The organism is Shewanella sp. 2_MG-2023 (assembly GCF_030548905.1).
In the GTDB taxonomy this organism is placed as follows: domain Bacteria; phylum Pseudomonadota; class Gammaproteobacteria; order Enterobacterales; family Shewanellaceae; genus Shewanella; species Shewanella electrodiphila.
On the sequence record NZ_JAUOSO010000010.1, the window covers coordinates 49075 to 74006 of the forward strand.

Here is a 24932-nt window from a genome sequence, read left to right on the forward strand (position 1 = left end):
ATAACTATCACTTCATAACTGGCACTTCATAACTGGCACTTCATAACTGGCACTTCATAACTGACCATTTCATAACTGTCGTTTCATAACTATCACTTCATAACTGGCCACGTCATAGATGACGATGTTTATTGCTGTGTTTTTCTTATAGTTTGATTAAAAGCTGTTTTTATCAAGACTTCGCTGTTCAAGGATGCCTTCATCAACTAACTGCTTAAGAATATGCAGGGTTTTCTCTCTGAAGCTATCTCTCAATAGCCTTACAGCAGGCGTAATCGACTGTCGACTTGGGCAAATCAGCCATAGTTCTGTTGGGCTAGGTGTAAAATCAGGCATTACACGCACAAGCTTACTGGACAAAAGATCTGCTGAAACATCAAGGAATGACTTTACCGCCAAGCCCTTGCCAGCCAAACACCACCGCCTTGCCAGTTCACCATCATTACCTGCACGGTTACTGTTCATTTTCACTTTATATTGGTGATTATGGCTATCAGTAAAACACCATTCATCATGCACAATATCGTACAGTTGATATAACAGACCATTATGTTCAGTAAGATCATCAGGGTGTTGAGGTTGACCAAACTTGGCGATGTACTCAGGGCTGGCACACAAAAGTTTCGGCACATTACAGATTTTAAACCCGTATACGTTGGCCTCTGTTGGCGAGCCATAACGCAGTGCCATATCCACAGCATCACGATAGAAGTCAATATTACTGTCACTGATACTGGTGCGAAGATTCACCTGTGGATGACTATCCATAAATTCATCTAGCCAAGGTATCACCAAGTTACGCCCAAAATCAGACGAGAGTGCTATACGTAAATTGCCGTCAATGATATCGAGATCATCTTTAATATTTTGCTTAGCTTGCGCCAGCATAGACAGGGCTTTCTCACATTGAGGAATATAACGCTCGCCTGCAGTAGAGAGCCTTAAATGCCGTGTAGTACGTACAAACAACTCAACACCTATGGCATTTTCTACCCGTTTAACTGCCGCACTGGCTGTGGCCGTTCGCATATCAAGGTTTTCGGCAGCCGCGGTAATACTGCGAAATTCAGCTACCTTTGAAATCACAATCAAGTCTTCTAATAGCATAATTATCAATTTTAATTTGAGAATATATCAAACATTACGCTGTTTAAGGTGTTCATGACAAGGACTAATATAGATTCATCAAACGAGCACAGCGCAAATAGCGCCATTTAAATTTCAATATAAGAATAGGATTATTCAACATGACTAGACTCACTATTGTGGCAAACATCATTGCTAAAGCAGACAAAATTGAATTAGTAAAAGCAGAGCTTTTAAAACTGATTGAGATCACTCGCGCAGAAGCAGGCTGCATCAATTACGACTTGCATCAAGATAACGAAAATCCAGCTCATTTCATGTTTTATGAAAACTGGCAGTCACGTGAATTATGGCAAACACACATGGGCAACACGCATTTAGCTGAATATATGAGTGCAACCGAAGGCGCTGTTGAGCAGTTTATTTTAAATGAAATGACTCACATCGCTTAAACTCAGGGCTTTATCTTCTGTTTAAATACGCAGAGCGATCTCCTCATCCACTATAAAGCGCTAAGTCGATACCGATTTAGCGTTTTTATTGCATTAGCCCCACTAAATGATATCTTCCGCCATGACCGTTATTTACTGCAAATATGATGACTTATGGCCTGCACAAGCTAGGTTTTGATTCACAACCCTATAATTATTGAGTATTGATAAGTAATTAATTATATTGGATTAGCTAATCATTCCATTCCCAAACAAAAGAGGCAAAGATGACATCATCAAGATATACCTTTGCTGTGAATATTTGTTTGTTTTTCAGCGTCCTGCTCCTAGCAACATCAGCACTAGTAATGCCAGTACTAGCAAAAGATGTGGTTATATTAAATCAACCTGACTCTGTCCATGATACCCGCTACGAATATAGCTATAAGCTTATGCAGCTTTCTTTAATTCATACAGAAGATGATTTTGGAGACTGGGAGATAACCACCTCAGATTATCCAATGACATCAGGTAGAGTCTTACCTGAATTAATGACTGGCGAGTTAATCAATGTCATCGCCGAAGCGCCTAAAGCACAATGGAGTGAAAAACTTATTGCCATTGATGTGCCATTACGAAAAGGTGTTCAAGGATTTCGCGTCTTCATCATCAAACAGCAAAACCAATCACTATTTTCTGACATCAACACATTCGAGCAATTCAAATTGATACCGACAGGATCAGGGATGTTTTGGTCAACACGCTTTGCAATGGAAAAAGCAGGAATGGATGTGGTTATTGGTTCGAGTTACGATGGGCTTTTTCATATGCTTGATAAAGAACGCTTTATCAGTTTCGGCCGTGGAATTAATGAAGCCTATGATGAAGTTGAAACCTATGGAAAAATTTATCCCGATTTAATTGTCGAAAAAAACACCTTATTACATATTCCATTAGTCACACTATTTTATGTATCGCCTGCATATCCTCAATTGGCCAACCGAATAAAAGTAGGTCTACAGCGTATCAAAGATAATGGATTATTTGACGAGGCATTTCACCAAGAGCATTGCCAGTTTTTAGTGAAAAGTCAGCTGAGTCATCGCCAAGTATTTACTATCGATAATGAGTTAATCAGTAAGCAAGACCATAAAGAAATGCTCAAAAATGAAGAAGTCATCTCACCAAAAACAAACTTTGATGAAATTTGTCTGACTTACATAGAAGAATAACCATCAACGCCGTTTCTCATCATACCAACAAGCAATAAAAAAGCCTTAAAACAACGAGTTATCTCGATGCCATTAAGGCTTTAATGTCACTGTTTAGCTATTTAATAATAGCGAGAACAATATTACTTTTTGAGTTTTGCAAACGCATTAGCAAATGCATCGCCCATTGCCGCATTGGCAGGGGCTTTGTTTTGCTTACCTTGGCCGCCTTTAGCTGACTGACCTTTAGAAGATGCTTGTTTGCCTTTGCCAGCACTCCCTTTACCTGAAGCCTGTGGCTTATTCGATGATGCTTTAGCTTGTACTGGCTCATCTAAGCGCATACTTAATGCAATGCGGCGACGTTCAGTATCAACTTCCATCACTTTGACTTTAACCACGTCACCCGCTTTAACGATAGTATGCGGATCGCTAACAAACTTATCTGTTAATGATGAAATATGCACTAAACCATCTTGATGCACACCCACATCTACAAAGGCGCCAAAGTTAGTCACGTTAGTGACAACCCCTTCGAGGATCATTTCAAGTTTGAGATCTTTTAACTCTTCAACACCATCTTTAAAGCTGGCAGTTTTAAACTCACCACGAGGATCTCGCCCAGGTTTATCAAGCTCGGCCAAAATATCAGTAATAGTCGGTAAACCAAACTCTTCAGTGACAAACTCTGCTGCATTAAGCTCTGATAGTAATGCCGTATTGCCCATTAACTGCGTAACCGTTTGCTGTTTCGCTTTAGCAATCGATTCCACTAATTTATAGGCTTCTGGGTGAACAGAAGAGCCATCTAATGGATTTTTTGCCTGAGGAATACGTAAAAAACCGGCAGCCTGCTCATAAGCTTTAGGGCCTAAACGCGCGACTTTCAATAATTGCTTACGGGTCTCAAACTGGCCGTTTTCATCACGATAAGTAACGACATTCTTAGCCAAGGTTTTATTTAAACCGGCAACCTGAGCCAGTAATGGCGCTGAAGCCATATTTAAATCGACACCAACACCGTTCACACAGTCTTCGACAACGGCTTCAAGTGAACTAGATAACTGGCTTTGACTTACATCATGCTGATATTGGCCGACACCAATGGATTTTGGTTCAATTTTAACTAATTCCGCTAACGGATCTTGCAAACGACGTGCAATCGATACCGCGCCACGAATCGATACATCCAGATTCGGGAACTCATCGGATGCTAGCTCAGAAGCAGAGTAAACAGAGGCGCCGGCTTCGCTGACCATAATCTTAGTCAGGCTCGGGTGGGTCTCTTTCATAAAGCTAATCACTTCAGCCGCTAATTTGTCAGTTTCACGTGATGCTGTGCCGTTACCAATCGCAATCAACTCAACTTTATGCATTTTGACTAGGTTAGATAAAGTACGGATCGACTTGTCCCAAACGTTTTGCGGCGCATGAGGGAAGATGGTGGTGTGAGTGACAAACTTACCCGTGTTATCCACAATCGCGACTTTAACCCCGGTACGTAACCCAGGATCTAAGCCCATTGTGGCTTTAGCACCCGCTGGCGCCGCCATTAATAAATCACCTAGATTACGAGCAAATACATTAATCGCTTCAGCTTCTGCACGTTCACGCATCGCACTGATGAACTCAGTTTCCATTTGCAGGGCAATTTTTACCCGCCAAGTTGCAGTGACCACTGTTTTTAGCCATTGATCAACGTCAGAGTCAGACAGTTTTAAATTGAAATGCTCAGCAATAATCACCACGCAATAGCTGCTTTGCGCCACTTCTGCTTTGGGATCTGCATTCATCGACAGGCTCAACACGCCTTCGTTGCGACCACGAAGCATGGCTAAAGCGCGGTGAGATGGGACTTTAGTGATGGTTTCAGTATGCTCAAAGTAATCACGAAACTTCGCACCTTCCTTTTCTTTACCCTTAACCATTCGGCTTTCAAGCACAGCTTGCTGACGCAAATGCTGACGTACTTTCTGTAATAAATCCGCATCTTCAGCAAAACGTTCCATTAGAATAAAGCGCGCACCATCGAGCACTGCTTTGTTATCAGCAAAGCCGGCTTCTGGATTGATAAATTCAGCTGCTTTCGCATCAAGGTTAGTTTGGCGATGAGCTAATAAAAAATCAGCAAGTGGCAATAAGCCTGCTTCAATAGCAATCTGACCTTTAGTGCGACGCTTAGGCTTATAAGGAAGGTATAAATCTTCAAGACGAGTTTTGCTATCAGCAGTATTTATCGCCTGCTTTAATTCTGGCGTTAATTTTCCTTGGGTATTAATGCTTGAAAGGATAACTTGCCTTCTTTCTGCTAGTTCACGTAAATAACCTAAACGGCTATCTAAGGTACGTAACTGGGCATCATCTAAACCACCCGTTGCCTCTTTACGGTAACGAGCAACAAAAGGAACGGTAGAACCATCATCAAGTAACGCGATAGTCGCTGAGACTTGTTGCTCACGAACATTCAGTTCTTGAGCGATAATTTGAGCAATACTAAGCATAAAGGGTCTTATTCGGCGTTGAATAACAAATATCGCCCAAAGATAGCATAATCAGCTAAAAACGTTTATTGAGATTACGATTTTTTCACGGTTTTAATGCTTCACAAAACACAATTTGCTTTTCAAATAACGAGGTTTGGGTTCAGAAATGAATCTAGATACTGTGACAAGGCTCAGCAAAACACCTCTAAAGTGATAGAGGAAGCAACTTAATTAATGACTAATGTGACTTACTTCTAATTAACAATAAATCCAATTAATAATCATTCGCAAGTGTAACAATTGATACATTTATTTAATCTTACCTTTTCATAGTTTAAGTTTAAATAATATTTTGACGTTTGACATATTCTGTAGGACAACAACCAACAGTGTTAGAAAATTGACGACTAAATACTGAAAGATTATTAAAACCACACTCATAAGCGGTCACTTTTATATTGCCATTATTTTTATTTAAAATATAAATAATAGCATTCGCTTTGGTTTTTTTAATTATGTCTTTTACGCAAAAACCTTCAATTTTAACTTCTCGCTGTAAACTCCTAGACGACATACCAAGCATATTTGCTAATGCTACCAAGCTTAAATCTGCAGGTGAAATACTATTAGCTGCCGCATTAACACGTTCTAAATTAGAGATTTTTCGCGGTATTAATGCGTTGACAAGCACCTTATCTCGTTCATCTTTTTTAACGAAAACAGAAAAGGACTGGCAGTTAAACTTCACGTTTTCCAGTAGATCGACATTATAGCCATAGAAAGAACGACCGAAAGGTAACTCTATGATTATATCGGATTTATTTGATTCACTAAATTTTAAAACATACATCATAGATGCATATATAAAGAGATCGTCGTACTTCGAAGCTAATGATTGCTGTGAACGTTTTGCAATCAAACCAACAGAATCGGCTGTCTCTGTGTTGGTCCAATTAAGATCTGACACTTGATTGTAGAACTGGGTAAACGCAATCAGTTTACTGGCATTGCTCACATTACTAGACAGGTCGATTCGAGTGAATTCTTCGATGCGTTGATTGAAAAACTGGACGAAGTCGACAAAGAAAAAAGGATTATTAGTATTCTTTTCAATAAAATTTAATAAGTTAGTTATGGTATTAAAACTTATTAATTCTTCATCAGACAAATATTTAAAATGTGCATATTCAGCCGGTAACGGAAAGTTAATTCTTTCGCAATACTCACATACTATTTTTGTATGAATTGCCGGTCTGCATTTATATTTAATCATAAGGGGAACTTTTTATTTATACCAATGTCATTGCAGAAAGTATTTTAATTTTTTTTGTTACCCCTGATATAGATCCTGATCACAAATGTCGCTTTATGATAAACGCAATTCTTAGATTTGAAATTTACAATTCTTTAAAATACCCCTTATTGATTAGTCCATTTTTATAAATTCGATTTAATAAGGTCAGGTGACATGATGAACTGGTGTCGAAACATCCTAGCTTCTATCAGTGTAATCCTTTATTTGTGCTCATTTAATGCCGCAGCAGCGCCATGGGATGACATGACAGGTGAACAAGTTTCTCAAAAATTAGTGGAGAAGTTTGCTGAAGGTAAGTATTCCCCTAAAGGAGCAGACAGCTGCTTAATGTGTCACCAACGCACTGAAGGCGTTACTGACATTTTCAAAGGCGCACATGGCGACTTAACCAGCAAGGACTCTCCAATGGCGGGTCTTCAATGTGAGGCCTGTCATGGTCCACAAGGCAACCACAACCGTGGTGGTAAAGAGCCAATGATCCAGTTTGGTAAAGACAGCAAACTTGATGCACCGACCCAAAACACCGTTTGCCAAGGTTGCCATAACGACCCTGAACAAATGGCTTGGCATAGCAGCACTCATAATCTCGAAGAGATTGCTTGTGCAGATTGCCACGTAGTGCATGCCGCTAAAGATCCTGCATTAGACAAACTTACCGTTAATGATACTTGTACTAGCTGTCACACCCGTGAAAAAGCCGACATGAACAAACGCTCAGCTCACCCAATGAAATGGGATCAAATGACCTGTATCGATTGTCACTCGCCACATGGCTCAATGTCAGAAAGTGCACTCAATAAACCGACTGTTAATGACACCTGTTACAGCTGTCACGCTGAAAAACGCGGCCCAATGTTATGGGAGCACGCACCGGTCACTGAAAACTGTGTCACTTGTCATAACCCACATGGCAGCGTTAACGAAGGCATGCTCAACAACCGTGCACCGCAACTATGTCAACAATGTCACGCTGATGACGGTCACGCGAGTCGCGTTGTTTTACAACCTGGAATGGATGCCTTTGGCGGCGGAAAAAGCTGTTTGAACTGCCACAGCCAAATCCATGGTTCTAACCACCCAGCTGGCAGCTTGCTGCAGCGTTAATTAGGAGCCATATCATGAATTTTAAATTGAATGTAATTACCGCTTCTTTATTGTTAGCTTCTGCGCCAACCATGGCCGCTAACTTTGCAGTTGGTAATGCCAATACTGAAAACCTAAACCAAGAAAAGTATGAGTGTAAGCGTTGTACTAATACTTCAGGTTACAGCGGCAACATCGATATTTCAGCTGGATACATCGATAGCGATGATGTCCATGCTGCTAATGCATTAGGTACCGATCAAGATGGCTTTGTCACTGCCCTTAGTGGCGATGTTGAATACCAAGATGAAAATGGCTACCAAGCCAGTATTCAGGCCCATCAATTAGGTTTTGAAAACAGCACAGCGAACATCAGTGTGGGTCAAAAAGGCTTATTTAATGTCGATGCCGATTATTCACTGATTACCACTTACCAATCAGGTGATGCGCAAAGTAATCTTTATTACGATGACGGCATGATGTTGCCTGGCGACACTTACGTATTTGAGTTATCTCAGCAACGTGAAAAAGTCGGTATTGGTGCTGATTTTAATCAAGACTTTTATCAAGGGTATGTGCGTTTCGACCGTGAAGATAAAACCGGTTACAAGAGCAGCAGCTTAGTCAGCCCAAGTCCAGTTAACTTTGGTCAGCGTGTTGATTCCACCACGGACTCGTTTACTGCTGGCGCAGCGTTAACCGGGCAAAACTGGTTAACGGAATTAAGCTACTTTGGCAGTCAGTACAAAAATAATACTGAAAACCTCAGCTTACCTACAGACTACGATGTCTACTCAGCCACACCTGACAATCAAGCACACCAAGTGTCGTTATCAGGCCAGTACCAACTAGACCGCACTATTATGTCAGGTCGCTTTATTGTTGGTCGTATGATCCAAGATGACGATTTAATTCAAGTTGCTGGCAACCCAATTCAAAACTGGGACGGTGAAGTCGATACGACTGATGCCAATATCCGTATTACTTCAATGCTAAGCAACCGTTTACGCGTTGGCGGTAGTTACGACTACAGCAACCGTGAAAACAACAGCTCGGTATTTGAATTCCAGCAATACAACTTCGATAGCGTCAGCGGCACCTTTAAAGAAAATGTCGCCACAGATGTTGAGCGTTCAACGTTCAAGGTCAATGCCAGTTACCGCATCGCCAGTGGCTACCGCCTACAAGCAGGTTACGACCGCAAAGATATCGAACGCACCTACAGCGACCGTGAAGAAACTAATGAAGATAGCTTATGGGCAAAATTGTCTATCCGCGCCATTGATAACTTCACCATTGATATGAAAGCAGGTCACAGCAATCGTAGCGGCTCTGAATATCAAGCCACTGAATTAACCTCGAGTGAAGACAATTCACTGATGCGCAAATACTACCTTGCGGACAGAGAGCGTAACGAAGTTGAACTGCGCATGAGTCACACACCGCTTGATTGGTTAAGCATCGATTTTACTGGTCGTTATGCAAAAGATAACTATGACGACACTGTGATCGGATTAACTGAATCAGAAGATTACAGCTACGACATTAACGTCAATATGCAACTGACTAAGCAGTTCTCTGCTTACGGTTTCGCAGGCCAACAATGGATTAATTCAGCCCAGGCAGGGAGTCAAAACTACAGCGACCCTGACTGGTACGCCGACATTGAAGATGAGTTTATCAACTTAGGTGCAGGCGTAAGTTACGGCGGCTTAATGGAAGATAAGCTGACTTTAGGCGCTGATTACCTGTTCAGTAATTCAAGCAGTGACACTTATGTTACCGCTGATGGTACTAACCCATACGGCGATTACTACTCCTATAACCATAGCGCGAGTCTTTACGCTAACTATGCCTTGAGTGATGACATGGCATTGAAACTGACTTATCGCTACGAACGTTATTACGACACTGATGACGCTCAAATGACCACTGATCAAGTGCCAGGCATGGTTACCCTGGGCGAGCTTAATCACAATTATAACGCCCATCAGATCATGCTGAATTTCAGCTATGTGCTGTAGTCGTTGAACGAACGCACTGAATAAATTTTAGTAAGAGGATTTAATAATGGAACGCAGAAGTTTCTTAAAAATGAGTGCTGCTTTAGGTTGTGCTGCCACCGTTACTGGTTGTAATTCCAGCTCAAAAGATGCTGAGCCAGTACCACCGCAACCACCAGTTGATGAAGCATTAACTTGGTCGGCATGTCTAGTAAACTGTGGCTCAAACTGCCCAGTTAAAGTTTACAGCCGCGACGGGATGATTACCCGCGTTGAAACTCATCATGATGTACAAGATGAGTACGGTATGCACCAAGTTCGTGCTTGTGCACGTGGTCGTTCATTACGTCAACGCACTTATGCATTTGACCGTTTAAAATCACCAATGAAACGTGTTGGTGAGCGCGGCGAAGGTAAGTTTGTGCCAATTACATGGGAAGAAGCAGCGAGCACTATCGGTGGCAAACTGACTTCTGTTATTGCTGAACACGGTAATAAGGCGATTTTCAGAAGCTACGGCTCTGGCGCATATTATGGTTTCGCATCAAATGGTTGTTTCAACCGTTTATTCAACTTAGTTGGCGGTTGCTTACAATACTTCGGTAACTACTCTTGGGCGCAACAAACTGAAGCGGCTAAACACACCTTTGGTACTGGCAGCACATCAGGTTCTGCCACAGTAACACTTGAAAGCAGTGACTTTTTATTAGGTTTTGCTTACAACCCAAGTGAAATCCGTCAATCAGGCTCAGGTGAAGGTTACGATTACTTACAGGCTCTGCAACGTGCAAACGGCCTTAAAGTCACGATGATCGACCCACGTTACACTGACTCAATGACAGGTAAAGAATCATCTTGGTTACCAATCCGTCCAGGTACTGATGCTGCATTAGCAGAAGCGATTGCTTACTTGATGATCAGTTCAGGTTGGGTTGACGCAAACTCTATCGACTTCATCAATAAGAACAGTGTCGGTTATGACGCTGCTTCAATCGAAGCACAAAAAGCAGAATTTGCAGCCAGTGGCGATGCGAAAAAAGTTGAATACGCTGCAGCAATGGACAGTGCAGAGAACTACTACGACTACATCATGGCGCAAGGCAAGTTTGCTGACCGTGAAGCGCGTACGCCTGAATGGGCTGCGAAAATCACTGGTATTTCTGAAGCAAACATCAAGCAAGTTGCAGACGATTTAATGGCTTCTCAAAAGCCTTACATCATTGCTGGCGCGGGTGTTAACCGCCAAGCAAACGGTGAACAAACCGTTCGTGCTATCTACATGCTAGGTGTATTAGCAGGTAAATTAGGTCGTGAAGGTTCATCAAACGGTGAACTACCAAACATGACTAACATGTACCGTGCTTCTATCCCTACAGGCACTAACCCAGTGAAAGAAAAAATCTCTTTCTTCACTTGGTCAGAAGCGATTCACAATGGTGAAACCATGACTGCCCGTACTCACGGTATTACGGGTACTGACGACTTAGATACGCCACTTGGCACTAATATCAAAGTGATCATCTCAGCTTCTGATAGCTCGCTATTGAACCAACATGCTGACATTAACGGTACTGCAGAAATCTTAAAAGATGAAAGCGGCGTTGAGCTTATCGTTTCTTGTGATTGCTGGATGACCCCAGGCGCTAAATTTGCCGACATCATCATTCCAGATACTTCTTGGTTAGAATCAAATGACTTAGTTGATGACTCTTATGCTTCTGGCGCAATGGGTTACATCACAGCAATGAAAGCCGCTGTAGACCCAATTTGGGACTGTAAATCAATGTACCAAGTATCAGCAATGATCGCTGATGCAATGGGTGTTGGTGCTGAGTTTACTGAAGGTAAAACAGAAGATGAGTGGTTAGAAGAGCTTTACCAACAAACTCGTTCAAACAGCAAAAACTTAGGTGTGACTCCTGCGTTCCCATCAACTTACAAAGAAGCACAAGAAATTGGTTTCTTCCGCAAGAACATGGAAAACCGCAACGTGGCGCTACAAGGTTTTGTGAATGGCGGTGAAGCACTAGCAACACCTTCAGGAAAAATTGAAATCCACTCTGCAGAGCTTGCATGGCGCTCAGCAAACTGGGAACAAAACAAAGTTAAAGGCGACACCATTACTGCAATCCCACAATACACAGTAACGTGGGACAGCTATGAAGATGAAGACACCAAAGATGATTACCCACTGCAATTAGCGGGTTACCACACTAAGGGTCGTACTCACTCTAGCTACCACAACGTACCTTGGTTACGTGAAGCGGTTGAAGATGCAGTATGGATGAACGCGATTGATGCTCAACAGTACGGCGTAGCCTCTGGTGACACTGTCGAAATGTATAACGAACGTGGTTCTATTGAAGTGGTTGTACGCATCACACCTCGCGTACTTCCTGGTGTCGTTGCTTTAGGTCAAGGCGCTTGGTTCAAACCTGATCCAAATGGTCGCACTGGCTCTTCTGGCAAAGTCGTGGACATTGGCGGCGCGATTAACTCGCTAACCCGTTACATGCCTAGCCCAGTGGCTAAAGGTAATCCACAACACACTAACCGTGTTCAACTTCGTAAAGTTTTATAAGGGAGCGCTACCATGAGCGATGCTATCCAATATTGTTTCTATGTCGATACGACAAAATGTACTGGCTGTAAAGCCTGCCATATCTCTTGTAAAGACAGACAAGGCGAAGAGATTCGCAATGCAACTAAGCCAGTTGAAAACGGCGTACCTAGTTTAAATGGTGTTAACTGGCGCCGCGTATATGAATACGGTGGCGGATCTTGGAATGTCGATCCAGCAACTGGTACTTTTGAGCAAGACGTATTTGCTTACTACATGTCTATTGGCTGTAACCACTGTAGCGAGCCAGTTTGTGTTAAGGCTTGTCCAACAGGTGCAATGCACAAACGTCGTGAAGACGGTTTAGTGCATGTAGCTGAAGACTTATGTATTGCCTGTGAAAGCTGTTCACGTGCATGTCCATATGACGCGCCGCAATTAGATCAAGAACGTAAAGTGATGACCAAGTGTGACGGTTGTTATGACAGACTAGCTGAAGGGCGTAAGCCTATCTGTGTTGAATCTTGCCCAATGCGTGCAATGGATTTTGATACAGTAGAAAACATTCAAGCTAAATATGGCGCTGGTGATGGGCATATTGCACCATTACCAGATCCATCGATCACTACACCTAACTTGATCATTAAAGCAAACCGCAATGGTCAACCAGCAGGTGCTGGTGCAGGTAAAATCTTGAACCCTAACGAAGTATAATCAGATCTGGCGGTGGTGCTTCACCACTGCCCTTTTTGAGGAAAAGTTAAATGAGTATTGAACAGTCAGTTGAACAGTTAAGTGAATACCAAGCAATCGCACGTATTTTACATAACCTATTTTGTCATTATCCAGAAGCTGAATTAATTCACAGCATGGTAGAAAATGACGTCGCTGCAACTTGGCCTACATTTGCCAACCGTAGCGATAATCAACAAGGACGTGACGCTCTAACAACCTATCTGAATCATTGGAATGAAGCCGAACAGTTACTTGATTTAAAAGTCGACTACGGCCAGCTTTTCTTTGGTCCTGGTGAACCTAAAGCTATTCCACAGGGTTCTGCGTATTTAGGTGAAGATCAAGTGCATTTCGATGCATCAACCATTGCCCTCATTGATTTTTATAAGCAATACGGGGTTAACTTCGACCTAACAATGCCACAGCCAGTGGATCATATCGGTTTGTTCTTTAGTGTACTGGATTCAAGCTTTGCTACCTTGCAAGAGGCGGCGACTAACCCAGATTCTGACACTGATGCACAGCAGCTAACACAGTTTATCCAAGTGCTATTGCAACAACATATGTTGCCATGGGCAGGACGCTGTTTAGAGCTGGCCAAAATCAATGCTGAGACCGACTTTTATGTAGGTATCTCGCTATTGGCTAATGACTATTTAGCGGAACTAGCCGAAGCATTTAAAATATTACCTATGCCAAGAAAGTTATTTAGGTAGCTGTTTAACCTGGTTTTATACTCGATATATGTTGTTTTCGTAGGAGCTTGTTATGTCAGTCATTCACGCAATGGGCGAGCAATGGGATAAGGCCGAATGGTCGCATCAATTGGTCGCGTTTTGGCAACAAGACACCTACGTAAACAGCCTTTTAGTCGGGGCAACCAACGCAACTACAATTGCCAACTTAGTCGCCGCTTTAATTGATGAGTCCCGCAGGCAAGTCTGTATTGAGTCAGAGTTTGCTAATGCTGATGTTTTTAGCGCCCTATTCGATTGCTTTTTACTCCTCTTCGTCAAAGAAATAAACAGCAATGATCTCAGCCAAGCCGAAGCGTTAATTGTGCAAATCACTGAGCATTATGCCAAACAGTGTTTGAAGCAAGCCGATACTCAGGCTAACGCAAGTAACCAAAGCATTGATGCCAGACAAGCTGTTATCTGTAATCAGAGCCAAAAGGTTATCACTGCGATGAGTCAGTTATCGCAATTACGTCATCAACGTCGCAGTCAAAGCCGAAATATGGGTAACTAGCCCCATACTTATCAAAAAGCGCTATCGACAACCGCACTCCTTTTAGGTAATTTCACTCAATCAGATATATCAGCATCATTGAGTAGCAAACCAAGTGAAGACCAATCTCATCACCCCGGAAGGGATGACCAAACTAAAAACTGAATTGAACTATCTATGGCGAGAATACCGTCCTGAGATCACCAAAAAAGTGGCTTGGGCAGCTAGCCTTGGTGACCGTAGCGAAAATGCTGACTACAAAGAAAACAAACGTTTATTGCGCCAAATCGATGGTCGAGTCCGTTTTTTGCGCAAACGTATCGAAAGTTTAAAAGTCGTTGAGTATGCCCCAGAACAAGAAGGAAAAATCTTCTTTGGCGCTTGGGTCGAAATTGAAAATGATGCCGGTGATATTTTACAATTTCGCATTGTTGGTCCTGATGAGATTTACGGCGATGCTAAAGGCTATATTTCTATTGATTCACCCATGGCCCGTGCATTACTCAAAAAAGAAGTCGATGACGATGCAGTTGTCCCTACCCCCAATGGCCCCCAAGATTGGTATATCAACAAAATTTCTTATACTAACTTAGAGGTATAATAAACCTGACACCTGCCCAAAAACAGTGTATTACTCATACATACGTCAACTTTATGGCGAATTATTCTACAATTCCTTGCCCTATGATGTTTCTTTACTAAACTTGAGATCCGGTTTTTATTTACCCTGTATCGAGTAAATAACATAAAAAAGGAACTTTTATGTGTAGTAGAGTTTTCTGGATGATGTTAGTTGGTGTGACGCTTCTGATGCTGATAAGTTTCAAGGCACAACCGAGTAACCACCTACCTGAATACATCATAGGCAACTGGCTTAGCCAGCAAGCTGGGCATATTGAACTACTGCAAATAAATGAAGATCAAAGTTACCTGCAAATTGGGCTGGACTTAAATGAGCCGAGTAATAGTTTCGCTGAATGGGGCAGTTTTGCGTTATCTAATACCACCGCTTTTGTGGATATGCCAATATCCATTTCCTTCAACCCCACCTTTAGCAATAACCCGTCCAAAGGGTTTATCACCTTACTTACTAAGCACAATCACAGTCATGTTTACCTCAATAATGACGCATCAAGATTGCAGTTGAATATGGATAAACAAGCCGACAATTCTATCGACAATATTGTTGAATACGAACAACTGCGCTCGCGAGACATTGAAGGTTACTGGTATAACCAAGAATATGATGACTTGTATGCCGTATTGATGCTCGATAATGGCTTATATGTACAGTTACAAATTAACTTTGACCATGATGACGAACTCACGGGAATGGAATGGGGTCAATATCAGCATCAATCAGATTCTGAAGAAGTTTATTTTCAGGCTCAATATGATGACAACAACCAAACAGGCTTTAGTCGCTACGGTGAAATTGCATCGGCAGCTTTTAATGTCAAACTTCATGATGATCAGCTCATCTTCCTCCTCGATAACAACGAAGATGGCGTGATTGATACTTTTTCGCGATTAATGCGAAAAAACTGATTTAGTTACAATTTCTAATATTCCAATCAATATCATTAAATTCAATTAATTTCATAGACTTAATCTAATAACTTCGTCATATTATCCCTGCACAATCATAAACTACTATTACACCTCTTGTTTGCACTCTAATAAAGTCGCTATATTTAGCTTACTAACTGTATTTAGCGCCGAAATTTAGACAAAAGGATATTTCATGGGCCAGGAAACATCTAAAATTCTCGTTGTCGATGATGACATGCGACTCAGATCATTATTAGAACGCTATTTACTTGAACAAGGTTATCAAGTGCGCAGCGCAGCTAATGCTGAACAAATGGATCGCTTATTAGAGCGCGAAAACTTTCATTTATTGGTTTTAGACTTAATGCTGCCGGGTGAGGATGGTTTATCAATCTGCCGTCGCTTACGTCAACAAGAAAACCCAATCCCAATTGTCATGCTCACCGCCAAAGGCGACGAAGTTGACCGTATTATTGGCTTAGAACTTGGCGCCGATGATTATTTGCCAAAACCGTTTAATCCACGTGAATTACTCGCGCGCATTAAAGCTGTGATGCGTCGTCAAACAGCAGAAGTGCCTGGAGCACCAGCGCAACAAGAAGAAGTGATTAGTTTTGGTGACTTTTCATTGAACCTTGCAACCCGCGAAATGTTCCATGAAGAAAAAAGTATCGCTCTCACCTCAGGTGAATTTGCCGTGCTTAAAGTATTGGTATCTCACCCAAGAGAGCCATTATCGCGCGATAAGCTCATGAACCTTGCCCGTGGTCGTGACTACTCAGCACTAGAGCGTTCTATTGACGTACAAGTGTCTCGCTTACGCCGATTAATCGAAGTTGATGCCGCTAACCCCCGCTATATCCAAACGGTTTGGGGTTTAGGTTATGTGTTCGTGCCTGACGGCACTGCTCGGGGTTAATTTCTATCAGCCAGTCACAAACCATTAGCCAGCCAAAAGCAATCAAACTGAAATGGTGGCAGCGTTTTCTGCCACGTAATTCTTTCAGCCAAACCGTATTGCTTATTGGTAGTTTGCTACTGATTAATCAACTGGTTTCTTACCTCTCTGTAACGGTTTATTTTATTAAACCCAGTTATGAACAAATCAACCAACTCATCGCACGACAAATAAACTTATTGTTTATTGATGGTGTTGTCATCACCCGTGAAAACCTCACCGTTGTTGATGCCCTCAATGCAAAAGTGCGCGATGATGAGATGAAAGTTTACAATCAGCAAAACGCCATTGCAGCCGGGCTCGAATCGGCCACCTATTATGGTTTTTTGTCCGAACAAATGTCTGAGTACCTTGGCGGCGAAGCGGAAGTACGCTTTTCTCAAGGTAAACAACTGCAAGTGTGGATCAGACCGCCACAAGCACCGACTCTGTGGATAAAAGTACCGCTGACAGGGCTAAACGAAAATGATTTATCACCACTAACATTGTATTTATTGGTAATTGGTGCGCTCAGTGTCGCAGGTGGATGGTGGTTTGCACGCAGGCTCAACAGGCCGCTTAAGCGTTTACAACGCGCTGCTTTCTCTGTATCTAAAGGCGAATTCCCAGAGCCATTACCCTTAAGTGGATCATCTGAAATCGTCGAGGTAACTCACGCTTTTAATCAAATGTCTCACAGTATGAAGCAACTTGAGCAAGATCGAGCTTTACTGATGGCCGGCATATCCCACGACCTACGTACGCCACTGACACGTATTCGCTTAGCCTCTGAAATGATGGTGGATGAAGATCAATACCTTAAAGATGGCATAGTCACCGATATTGAAGATATGGATGACATCATTAACCAGTTTATTGCTTATGTGCGTCACGACCAAGAAAGTGCCAGAGAGCTGAATGATATCAACCGCTTGATCCAGGAAATCAACCAACAGGAAATGCACCGAGAAGGCAACATTGAACTCAATTTACAAGATTGTCCATTGGTGCCTTTTCAAAGCGTGGCGATTAAACGAGTATTAAGTAATTTAGTAGAAAATGGCTTTCGCTACGGTAACGGCTTGATAAAAATCAGTTCGTATCAAACCGCTAAAGGTGTCAGTTTTATTATCGAAGATAACGGCCCTGGCATTAATGAAGCAGAGATTGAAAAGCTGTTTCAACCATTCACCCAAGGGGATAGTGCCCGAGGTTCAGTAGGTTCAGGTCTTGGCTTAGCCATTGTGAAACGAATTATCGACCGTCACCACGGCAAGATTGAACTTAAAAACCGACCTGAAGGCGGCCTTAGAGCGCAAGTATGGTTACCAATAGAAAACCAGTAAGTGGCTCTTAGCTAACCCTGTTTTAAGTCAATTTCATTCAACAAAAAAGCGACTCGATGAGTCGCTTTTTGCTAAATAAAAATCGGTTTAATACAGATTATAAATCTGCGTGAGGGCCAAAGACTTCGTAATGTAATTGCGACTCTGGCACATTTAACCCAAGTAATTGCTGCTTGATGGCTTTCATAAAACCGATAGGGCCACAGAAGTAATATTGGGCATTTGGCACAATACTTTCGGCGATGTTATTAAGCTCTACAGTCCCTTCAAAATCAAAATCTTCGGCAGGTAAATCTGTCGCTAAAGGCTGACGATACCAAACGTAGCTTTCTAAGTTGGTATTCACATCTCGTTTGGCTTTAATTGCTTGTTTAAAGCTGTGCTGTGCGCCATCTTCACAGGCATGAACCCAAGTGATATTCGCTGTATGTGATTGCGATAATAGCTGGTTCAACATGCTCTTCATTGGTGTAAGGCCGACACCAGCTGACAACAACACTACAGGCGTTTCAGCTGCGGTATTCAGCACAAAATCACCCGCTGGTGCAACCACATCGATGATATCTCCGACTTGGTAATGCTCATGCAGTAAGTTAGAAACTTTACCGCCCTGTTCACGCTTAACACTAATGCGGTACGTACTGCCATTAGGTGCATCTGATAATGAATACTGACGAATTTCTTTAAAATCTAACTGCTCGTGATCAAGCGACACACTTAAGTATTGCCCTGGAGTGAATTCGACGACTGGCTGACCGTCTTCTGGTGCTAACAGGAATGAAGTGATAACCGAGGATTCAGGTGTTTTCGCTTGAACCACAAAGCGGCGTGTACCTTCCCAGCCGCCAGTTTTAGCCGCTGTTTGTTGATAAAGCTGTGCTTCGCGGTTGATAAAGATGTCCGCTAAAAAGCCATATGCATTACCCCAAGCGGTCAGCACTTCTTCAGTCACGGCATCGCCGCCGAGTTCTTTAAGTGTCGCTAAAAGGTGACCACCAACAATGGCGTACTGCTCTGGCTTGATTAAGAAACCTGTGTGTTTATGGGCAATGCGCTCAACTGCGGCGCCCAGTGCTTCTAGGTTATCAATATTTTTTGCGTAAGCGGCAACGGCATTAAACAAGGCAACAGGTTGGCCACCAGTATGTTGATGGGCCAAGTTAAATACATCTTTTAACTCAGGATTATGTTCAAACATACGTTGATAAAAATGCGTAGTCAGTGCAGGACCTGCCGCTTCTAATAATGGAATAGTGCTCTTAACAACGTCTTTAGTATGCTGATCTAACATAAACAACCCCTAATATGTATTTAAAATGCATGTTTTGACAAGATAATAAACATGCATTTGATTTAGATCAATATATTTTAGATTAATTTCATTTTATCTAGCGATCATTTAACAATTGATCTCATACATTCGGTCGTTCATAAGCAAGTAACACCTTATATCCAATAAGAGATAGAGCAATAACTCTACTTAGGTGTTAACCCTCTATTTCATTACAATCATCTTAGTCTTTTTTACATTTAACCATATAATAAACAAGGATTTAATTACGCAACAAGATACAAGTTGATACACAAAATGTAATCTTACTGTCATATTTAATTCATAAAATCACCAACACTTAATCTCCAAAAAGCTAACATTTCAATGAAGATTTCCACTCTTTCCTTAACAGCTTCGGCAATATTGTTGCTACTGGCAGGACTTTTAGCTGCCACAGTCCTTTGGAGCACAGACAAACGTCAGCAAGTCGAATTACAAGCAAATACTCTGCAACAGATACAACACACTTTTTTGCTCAAGGTTCGCCCCAATATCAATGCCTATTTGCAATCGGGAGACAGTGAAATTCTTAGCCAAGCAAGGCAAGAACTCACCGAAATCTCCCATCAAATCGGCCAAATTGACTTAGCTTCAGCAACAGCAGCCACCACCTCTATACAGCAATTTTTAGCTGAATTTGTCGCAAATTTGAATAACCGCTACCTTGCGGCAGGAAAACTAGCAGGTAACCCAAGGAAGTTACTGGCTTACTCAGAGTCTGAAATGCTTGATAATAATATGCGCCTCGCCGCTTACGCCGAAAAAGGCTTGGCAGTGGATGCTGATTTAGCCCAATCATATTTACAATTAACCCGTGAGCTACCACCATTGGTGTTTCAGTTATCACAACTCACTGAAGGCTATTTAATAGGTAAAGACAGTCGCTTAGAAGCTAGCCTACAACGTAATATACAAGCACTAAATCAATGGCATGAGCAATTAACAAAACTCTCTCTTATTGGAATTTTTGAACAAGAAGAAGTCGATGAATTTGCCTTAGGTGCAGATGAGCCTGAGCAGTTTGAAATAGGTGAATCTTATCGCGATGAACTACTCAGTTTAAGCCTGCGCTATGACAAAGAAGTGGCCAATACCCATAACTTACTCGCCGATAATCTTTTGGTGCAATCACAATTGTCTGCCGACACTGATCAAGTGGAGCAACAGTTGCTGCGTCTAGGAAAAGTGCACGCTGAATATGATCATGATTTAAAAAAGCAGCTACAAACCATTTTATATTCAATGGTGATTATCATTGGTTTATTTGCCTTTGGTTATTTATGGCTGCAACAACGCCGAGTTGTACAACCGCTAAAACGCTTAAATGCGGCCTTTATGAAACTAAGTGAATCCAATCAGCGTGAGCAATTACAAATTAATAGCCGTTGTGAAACAGGCCAAATAGCAGGTCACTTCAACCAACTATTAAACCGGTTTGAGCAAGAAGACGAAAGTCAGCGTCAACAAGTGTCTAAAGTATCGCACTCATTAAGCTCATTAATTGACAGGATCAAGCAAATCTCGACCACCACAGAACAAACTCAAGAAGTGGTCAATGTCGCGCAAACACAAACCAGCCATTTACGAGAACTAGCCAGTGAAGTAGAACAAAACTCATCCATTGTTGAGCAAAAAGCCACTGCCACCATGGAACATATGCAGGCAAGCCAAACCCAAGCAGAAGCCGTATTAGAAGCGACTGAAACATCGCAACATGCAGTGACCAACTGTTACGAATCACTGACCAACTTATCGACTTCTGTCACTGATGTATCAAAAATTATTGATGTGATTGGCAACATCGCCGAGCAAACGAATCTACTGGCCTTGAATGCAGCTATTGAAGCTGCCCGCGCAGGCGAACAAGGCCGCGGCTTTGCCGTTGTTGCTGATGAAGTGCGTAACTTATCTCACCGCACTCAAATATCCCTTAAAGATATTATGAATATTTTAGAACAACTTACGGTATCTAATAAGGCATTAACCCAAAGCGTACAAGGCATTGGTGATGCGACTGAAAGCCAACAATTACGCGCAACTCACTTGTTAGATGTTGCCAAAACGGTACAAGCCCAAGCCAGCGAAATGGTCGGCACCGCAAAACAAGGCTCTGACTTTGCTAACCAACAAGTCAATTATTTAGATGAATTTGTCAACGCAATGGAAAGCCTCAATACCCATGCACAAAGTGCATCAGATCAAAGCCAAGCTATCGCCACTGAAGTCGCAGAGAGTGTCAGTACCATTGAGCAAAGCTTAGGAATTGAAACAGAAGTCGTTGTGGCTACAACGGCAAGAAGAAGTGTGTTTTAGTGATGTGAATTATTCATTATTTAATGCATTTTAAATAAGACATAAAGTCGTGGCGCTTCCCTTCACCTCGAAAGCTAGCCGAATCTTAATTGCAGGATGCACTAAATGCCTCGAAGCACATGGATGTGCGAGAAAGGCCATGTTTGGACTTACGTATTCTCTTCATAAAGAGTCTGCAACTTCATATGAACTGTCGGGTTCAATGGTCTCCGTGAGAAGTGCCCGAGACGATTAAGTGAATTAGCGTGAGGTTGGCATGGATGCCAACATAGCTTCAGTTAAGCCATGGATGGCGCATCTGAAGCGTTAGCTAATTCACTTTTATCGTCGAGGAGACAGCACTTATTCGGAGCGGGTGGGAGATCCAAGAGGGAGTAGCCGTTCACTCCCTTTTGGCCAGTGCAGGGTGGAACCCTGCGATTGTATCTTTAAATAATCAACATGAAATCAACAATATAAAAGTGAGTCAAACTAGCGCCATTTATAACGCTGCTAATATCGCTTCTGCTGTACTCACTTCAAACGACTTTGGTGCTTCTACATTCAAAGTCGTCACCACGCCATTCTCTACTACCATGGCATAGCGTTGTGAACGTACGCCGCCAAATCCTGCAGTATCCATGTCTAAGCCTAATGCTTTGGTAAAGCTTGCATCGCCATCAGCTAGCATGGTGAGTTCAGATGCATTTTGTGCTGCGCCCCATGCTTTCATGACAAAAGCATCATTAACTGAAACACAGGCAATTAAATCCACGCCTTTGGCTTTAAGTTGGTCAGCGAATACTACAAAGCCCGGTAAATGCGCTTCTGAACAAGTTGGTGTAAACGCGCCAGGTACAGCAAACAGCACGACTTTTTTAGCGGCGAAAAATTCACTTACGTTATGGTTTAGCATGCCATCATCAGTCAGTTCGCTTAATGTACCAGCGGGTAAAGCTTGTCCTTGTTCTATCATGGGGAATCCTTATCTTTCGATTTATGTTTAAAAGTAATATTAAAATGAACTGTTAATTAGTTAAGCGCTAGCATAAAGCGAAATGGCCATCACAAACACCGAGGGTTTGTATGGTTAATGACAGTCACAATCAAAATAACAATTAAAATAACAATCATAATGACCGGAATAAAAGTCATTGAATGGATTAGTCGTGCTCAGATTTAAGGGTTGACTGCCCTTTCGGTTTTAGGGCTCGATAAGCATGTTTACAACCTTTGCCACAACCCACTAAACATAGTTCACAGATTAACGACAGTAGAAAACCCAATACTAATCCGATAGCAATTGCCCGCGTATCTAGCATGATTGTATGGCTAAAGTTATTCCATACTTCTTGCCTAATATCTTCCATTGGCTCAAAAGCCACTTGTTCAAAGCGACTGTAAGCCGTTTGATTAAACTGATTCAGTGCGCCATTGAGCAATTGATAACGTTGATAAATCGCTTCAATACTGTCGCCGCCGGCGTTAATCACTTGATCTGGGTTTTGTTGATAGTGGCTAATTAACTTTTGGATATCGCCAGCAAAAAATCGGTCGGCATCACGCTGAAATTCATCCAAGCTGAGCTTGGCTTCTTGGGTATGGGCTTGAAGTCGCTGACCATATTGATCGACAAATGCAGGCACTTGTACTCCAAGCAGTACACCACTGACAAATAATATCAGCCGTAGATACTCCATGATTGATTTCATCAATGTTTCCCGTTATTCAAGACAAAGTGTTAATTGGTTATTTACTCTCACTTAATCGATAGTTCAATCGCTGGTTCAATCGCTGGTTCAATCACCCAATCAATGCTGCTATCTTTAAATGATGATGCAAGTTCTACCAAGATGAATCAGTGACTGACTTTATCTTAGGTTTCATTTCTTACCATCAATATGGACATTACATTAAAGGATTAATACATGAAAGCCGCGATTATTTTACCCCTATTACTATTGTCGTTATCAATAGCGCCCTCGAGCAATGCTGCCACTATCAGCCCTGAACAAATGAATCTCATGATTGATATGTCGGTCAATCAAATGAAAGCAGAAGGTGAATTTGCCAATATGGCCAGTTGTACCAATCAGTCAGAAGCCAAGGTTGAATCGGTGTTTCGCTCAGTGATGCGAACTTGCGTAGAAAAACATATGCAAGATGAAGATGATGAGAAAACCACAGCCTGTTTAGTCGAAAACTTTTCCGGAGAATTGGGCGTTTCAGCCGAGACGTTTACCGCTTGCTCAGAGCAAAGCGAATAAACAAGACATTAAAAAAAAAGAGCAAAAAAGAGTGAAGCACTCAACACGGCGATTAACCTGTGTTGATTGCTTTATCATAAAAAGGAGCTTAAAAAATAAACTGATACAACAAGCCTGCACCAATCGCCATCGCTATAATGACCACTAAAAACGCCGCAATCATTTGATTTTTAAATATTGATTTAAGCAAGATGACTTCAGTTAAGCTGGCACCTGCACTGCCGATAATCAGCGCCATTACCGCACCTAATCCCATCCCTTTTGCCGCTAATGCAGCGCTTAATGGAATTACCGCTTCAGCTCGGATGTATAAAGGAATACCAATGACCGCAGCTACAGGAATGGCAAATGGGTTATCTTCGCTAGCAAAACTGGCAACCAACTCGGTTGGCATAAAACCATAGATTAATGAGCCAATCGCAATACCGCCTAATAAGTACGGTAAAACGGTTTTAAAATCTGCCCATGTGCTGTTCCATACTTTGCGCCATTTACTGACTTCTTTAGCTTTACCACCGCATCCGCTGCCACAGCCTTTTGACTCAGGGGCAATATAGGCTTCAGATTTCACATATTTCTCAAAGCCAAGTTTTTCAAGGGTGTAGCCAGCAATAACTGATACGCCCATTGCCATCACAAAGTAAAACAGAGTCACTTTAAGACCAAATGTCACCGCAAATAAACCAATGATAATTGGGTTTAGCAAAGGACTTGCAAACAAGAACACCATCATGGTGCCAAACCCTGCTTTTGCTCTTAATAGCCCTTTTAAAAAAGGGATGGTCGAGCAAGAGCAGAACGGGGTTATTGCCCCCAGAAAACCAGCGACAATGTAACCACGGCCGCCTTTACTACTCAAAATACGTTGAATTTTTGTCGGTGGAATGTATAGCTGCAATACGCCGACAAAATAGCTGATCGCCAAAAATAAAATGGTTAGCTCAACGGCTAAGAACATAAACATGTCGAGGGTTTCCTTGAGCATGTCCATATTGATGAAGTTAGAATCAAACATCATTTATACCTAATTAACTATATTTCTAGAATAATCGAAATATATTCCTTTAAA

Annotated in this window: 21 protein-coding genes; 14 read left to right on the top strand and 7 right to left on the bottom strand. The window is 42.0% G+C overall.

What is annotated here, in order from left to right:
* Positions 1–156 precede the first annotated feature (156 nt).
* A complete protein-coding gene (locus Q4600_RS11425; protein WP_303516446.1) occupies positions 157–1107 on the bottom strand; it encodes a LysR family transcriptional regulator in 951 nt (316 codons plus the stop codon).
* A gap of 140 nt (positions 1108–1247) precedes the next feature.
* On the opposite strand from Q4600_RS11425, the gene Q4600_RS11430 reads away from it, so the two are divergent.
* On the top strand, positions 1248–1538 hold the full coding sequence (locus tag Q4600_RS11430) for a putative quinol monooxygenase (RefSeq protein ID WP_102526175.1): 291 nt from the start codon (positions 1248–1250) through the stop codon (positions 1536–1538).
* Between the two features lie 266 nt (positions 1539–1804).
* A complete protein-coding gene (locus Q4600_RS11435) occupies positions 1805–2749 on the top strand; it encodes a hypothetical protein (RefSeq protein WP_303516444.1) in 945 nt (314 codons plus the stop codon).
* A 122-nt stretch (positions 2750–2871) separates the two neighbouring features.
* On the opposite strand, the gene Q4600_RS11440 is transcribed toward Q4600_RS11435, so the two are convergent.
* Both Q4600_RS11440 and Q4600_RS11445 read right to left on the bottom strand, forming a co-directional pair.
* Positions 2872–5229: a Tex family protein gene (locus tag Q4600_RS11440; RefSeq protein ID WP_303516443.1), complete on the bottom strand. Its 2358-nt coding sequence runs from the start codon at positions 5227–5229 to the stop codon at positions 2872–2874.
* A 322-nt stretch (positions 5230–5551) separates the two neighbouring features.
* Positions 5552–6484: an AraC family transcriptional regulator gene (locus tag Q4600_RS11445; RefSeq protein WP_248956588.1), complete on the bottom strand. Its 933-nt coding sequence runs from the start codon at positions 6482–6484 to the stop codon at positions 5552–5554.
* A 198-nt stretch (positions 6485–6682) separates the two neighbouring features.
* Between Q4600_RS11445 and Q4600_RS11450 the strand changes: the two genes are divergently transcribed.
* The 10 genes from Q4600_RS11450 (at position 6683) to envZ (ending at position 17971) form a co-directional block, all read left to right on the top strand.
* The gene (locus Q4600_RS11450) at positions 6683–7630 is read left to right on the top strand and encodes a DmsE family decaheme c-type cytochrome (protein ID WP_102529581.1); all 948 of its coding nucleotides are present in this window, start codon (positions 6683–6685) and stop codon (positions 7628–7630) included.
* 14 nt (positions 7631–7644) lie between these two features.
* Positions 7645–9633: an MtrB/PioB family decaheme-associated outer membrane protein gene (locus Q4600_RS11455; protein WP_303516441.1), complete on the top strand. Its 1989-nt coding sequence runs from the start codon at positions 7645–7647 to the stop codon at positions 9631–9633.
* 46 nt (positions 9634–9679) lie between these two features.
* Positions 9680–12193, top strand: coding sequence for a DMSO/selenate family reductase complex A subunit (locus Q4600_RS11460; RefSeq protein WP_102529583.1), 2514 nt, complete (start codon positions 9680–9682; stop codon positions 12191–12193).
* Between the two features lie 12 nt (positions 12194–12205).
* Complete coding sequence (locus Q4600_RS11465; RefSeq protein WP_102529584.1) at positions 12206–12886, top strand: DMSO/selenate family reductase complex B subunit; 681 nt, start codon at positions 12206–12208, stop codon at positions 12884–12886.
* A 50-nt stretch (positions 12887–12936) separates the two neighbouring features.
* Positions 12937–13623: a molecular chaperone gene (locus Q4600_RS11470; RefSeq protein ID WP_303516440.1), complete on the top strand. Its 687-nt coding sequence runs from the start codon at positions 12937–12939 to the stop codon at positions 13621–13623.
* Positions 13624–13675: 52 nt separating this feature from the next.
* Positions 13676–14158, top strand: a complete 483-nt coding sequence (locus Q4600_RS11475; protein ID WP_102529586.1) for a hypothetical protein — start codon at positions 13676–13678, stop codon at positions 14156–14158.
* Positions 14159–14252: 94 nt separating this feature from the next.
* On the top strand, positions 14253–14738 hold the full coding sequence (gene greB, locus Q4600_RS11480) for a transcription elongation factor GreB (protein ID WP_102529587.1): 486 nt from the start codon (positions 14253–14255) through the stop codon (positions 14736–14738).
* A gap of 161 nt (positions 14739–14899) precedes the next feature.
* On the top strand, positions 14900–15685 hold the full coding sequence (locus Q4600_RS11485; protein ID WP_248956583.1) for a hypothetical protein: 786 nt from the start codon (positions 14900–14902) through the stop codon (positions 15683–15685).
* A gap of 196 nt (positions 15686–15881) precedes the next feature.
* Entirely contained in the window at positions 15882–16607 is a 726-nt protein-coding gene (gene ompR, locus Q4600_RS11490) for a two-component system response regulator OmpR (protein WP_102529589.1), read from the top strand.
* Positions 16608–16648: 41 nt separating this feature from the next.
* Positions 16649–17971: a two-component system sensor histidine kinase EnvZ gene (envZ, locus tag Q4600_RS11495; RefSeq protein ID WP_102529590.1), complete on the top strand. Its 1323-nt coding sequence runs from the start codon at positions 16649–16651 to the stop codon at positions 17969–17971.
* A 97-nt stretch (positions 17972–18068) separates the two neighbouring features.
* On the opposite strand, the gene hmpA is transcribed toward envZ, so the two are convergent.
* Entirely contained in the window at positions 18069–19262 is a 1194-nt protein-coding gene (hmpA, locus tag Q4600_RS11500) for an NO-inducible flavohemoprotein (RefSeq protein WP_102529591.1), read from the bottom strand.
* 366 nt (positions 19263–19628) lie between these two features.
* Between hmpA and Q4600_RS11505 the strand changes: the two genes are divergently transcribed.
* A complete protein-coding gene (locus Q4600_RS11505) occupies positions 19629–21617 on the top strand; it encodes a methyl-accepting chemotaxis protein (RefSeq protein WP_303516439.1) in 1989 nt (662 codons plus the stop codon).
* 481 nt (positions 21618–22098) lie between these two features.
* Here Q4600_RS11505 and Q4600_RS11510 read toward each other — a convergent pair whose 3' ends face one another.
* The gene (locus tag Q4600_RS11510) at positions 22099–22572 is read right to left on the bottom strand and encodes a peroxiredoxin (protein WP_303516438.1); all 474 of its coding nucleotides are present in this window, start codon (positions 22570–22572) and stop codon (positions 22099–22101) included.
* 187 nt (positions 22573–22759) lie between these two features.
* The gene (locus Q4600_RS11515; protein WP_102528636.1) at positions 22760–23308 is read right to left on the bottom strand and encodes a DUF2937 family protein; all 549 of its coding nucleotides are present in this window, start codon (positions 23306–23308) and stop codon (positions 22760–22762) included.
* Between the two features lie 216 nt (positions 23309–23524).
* On the opposite strand from Q4600_RS11515, the gene Q4600_RS11520 reads away from it, so the two are divergent.
* Positions 23525–23863, top strand: a complete 339-nt coding sequence (locus Q4600_RS11520) for a hypothetical protein (RefSeq protein ID WP_102528635.1) — start codon at positions 23525–23527, stop codon at positions 23861–23863.
* A gap of 88 nt (positions 23864–23951) precedes the next feature.
* On the opposite strand, the gene Q4600_RS11525 is transcribed toward Q4600_RS11520, so the two are convergent.
* Entirely contained in the window at positions 23952–24878 is a 927-nt protein-coding gene (locus tag Q4600_RS11525; RefSeq protein WP_303516437.1) for a permease, read from the bottom strand.
* Positions 24879–24932 lie beyond the last annotated feature (54 nt).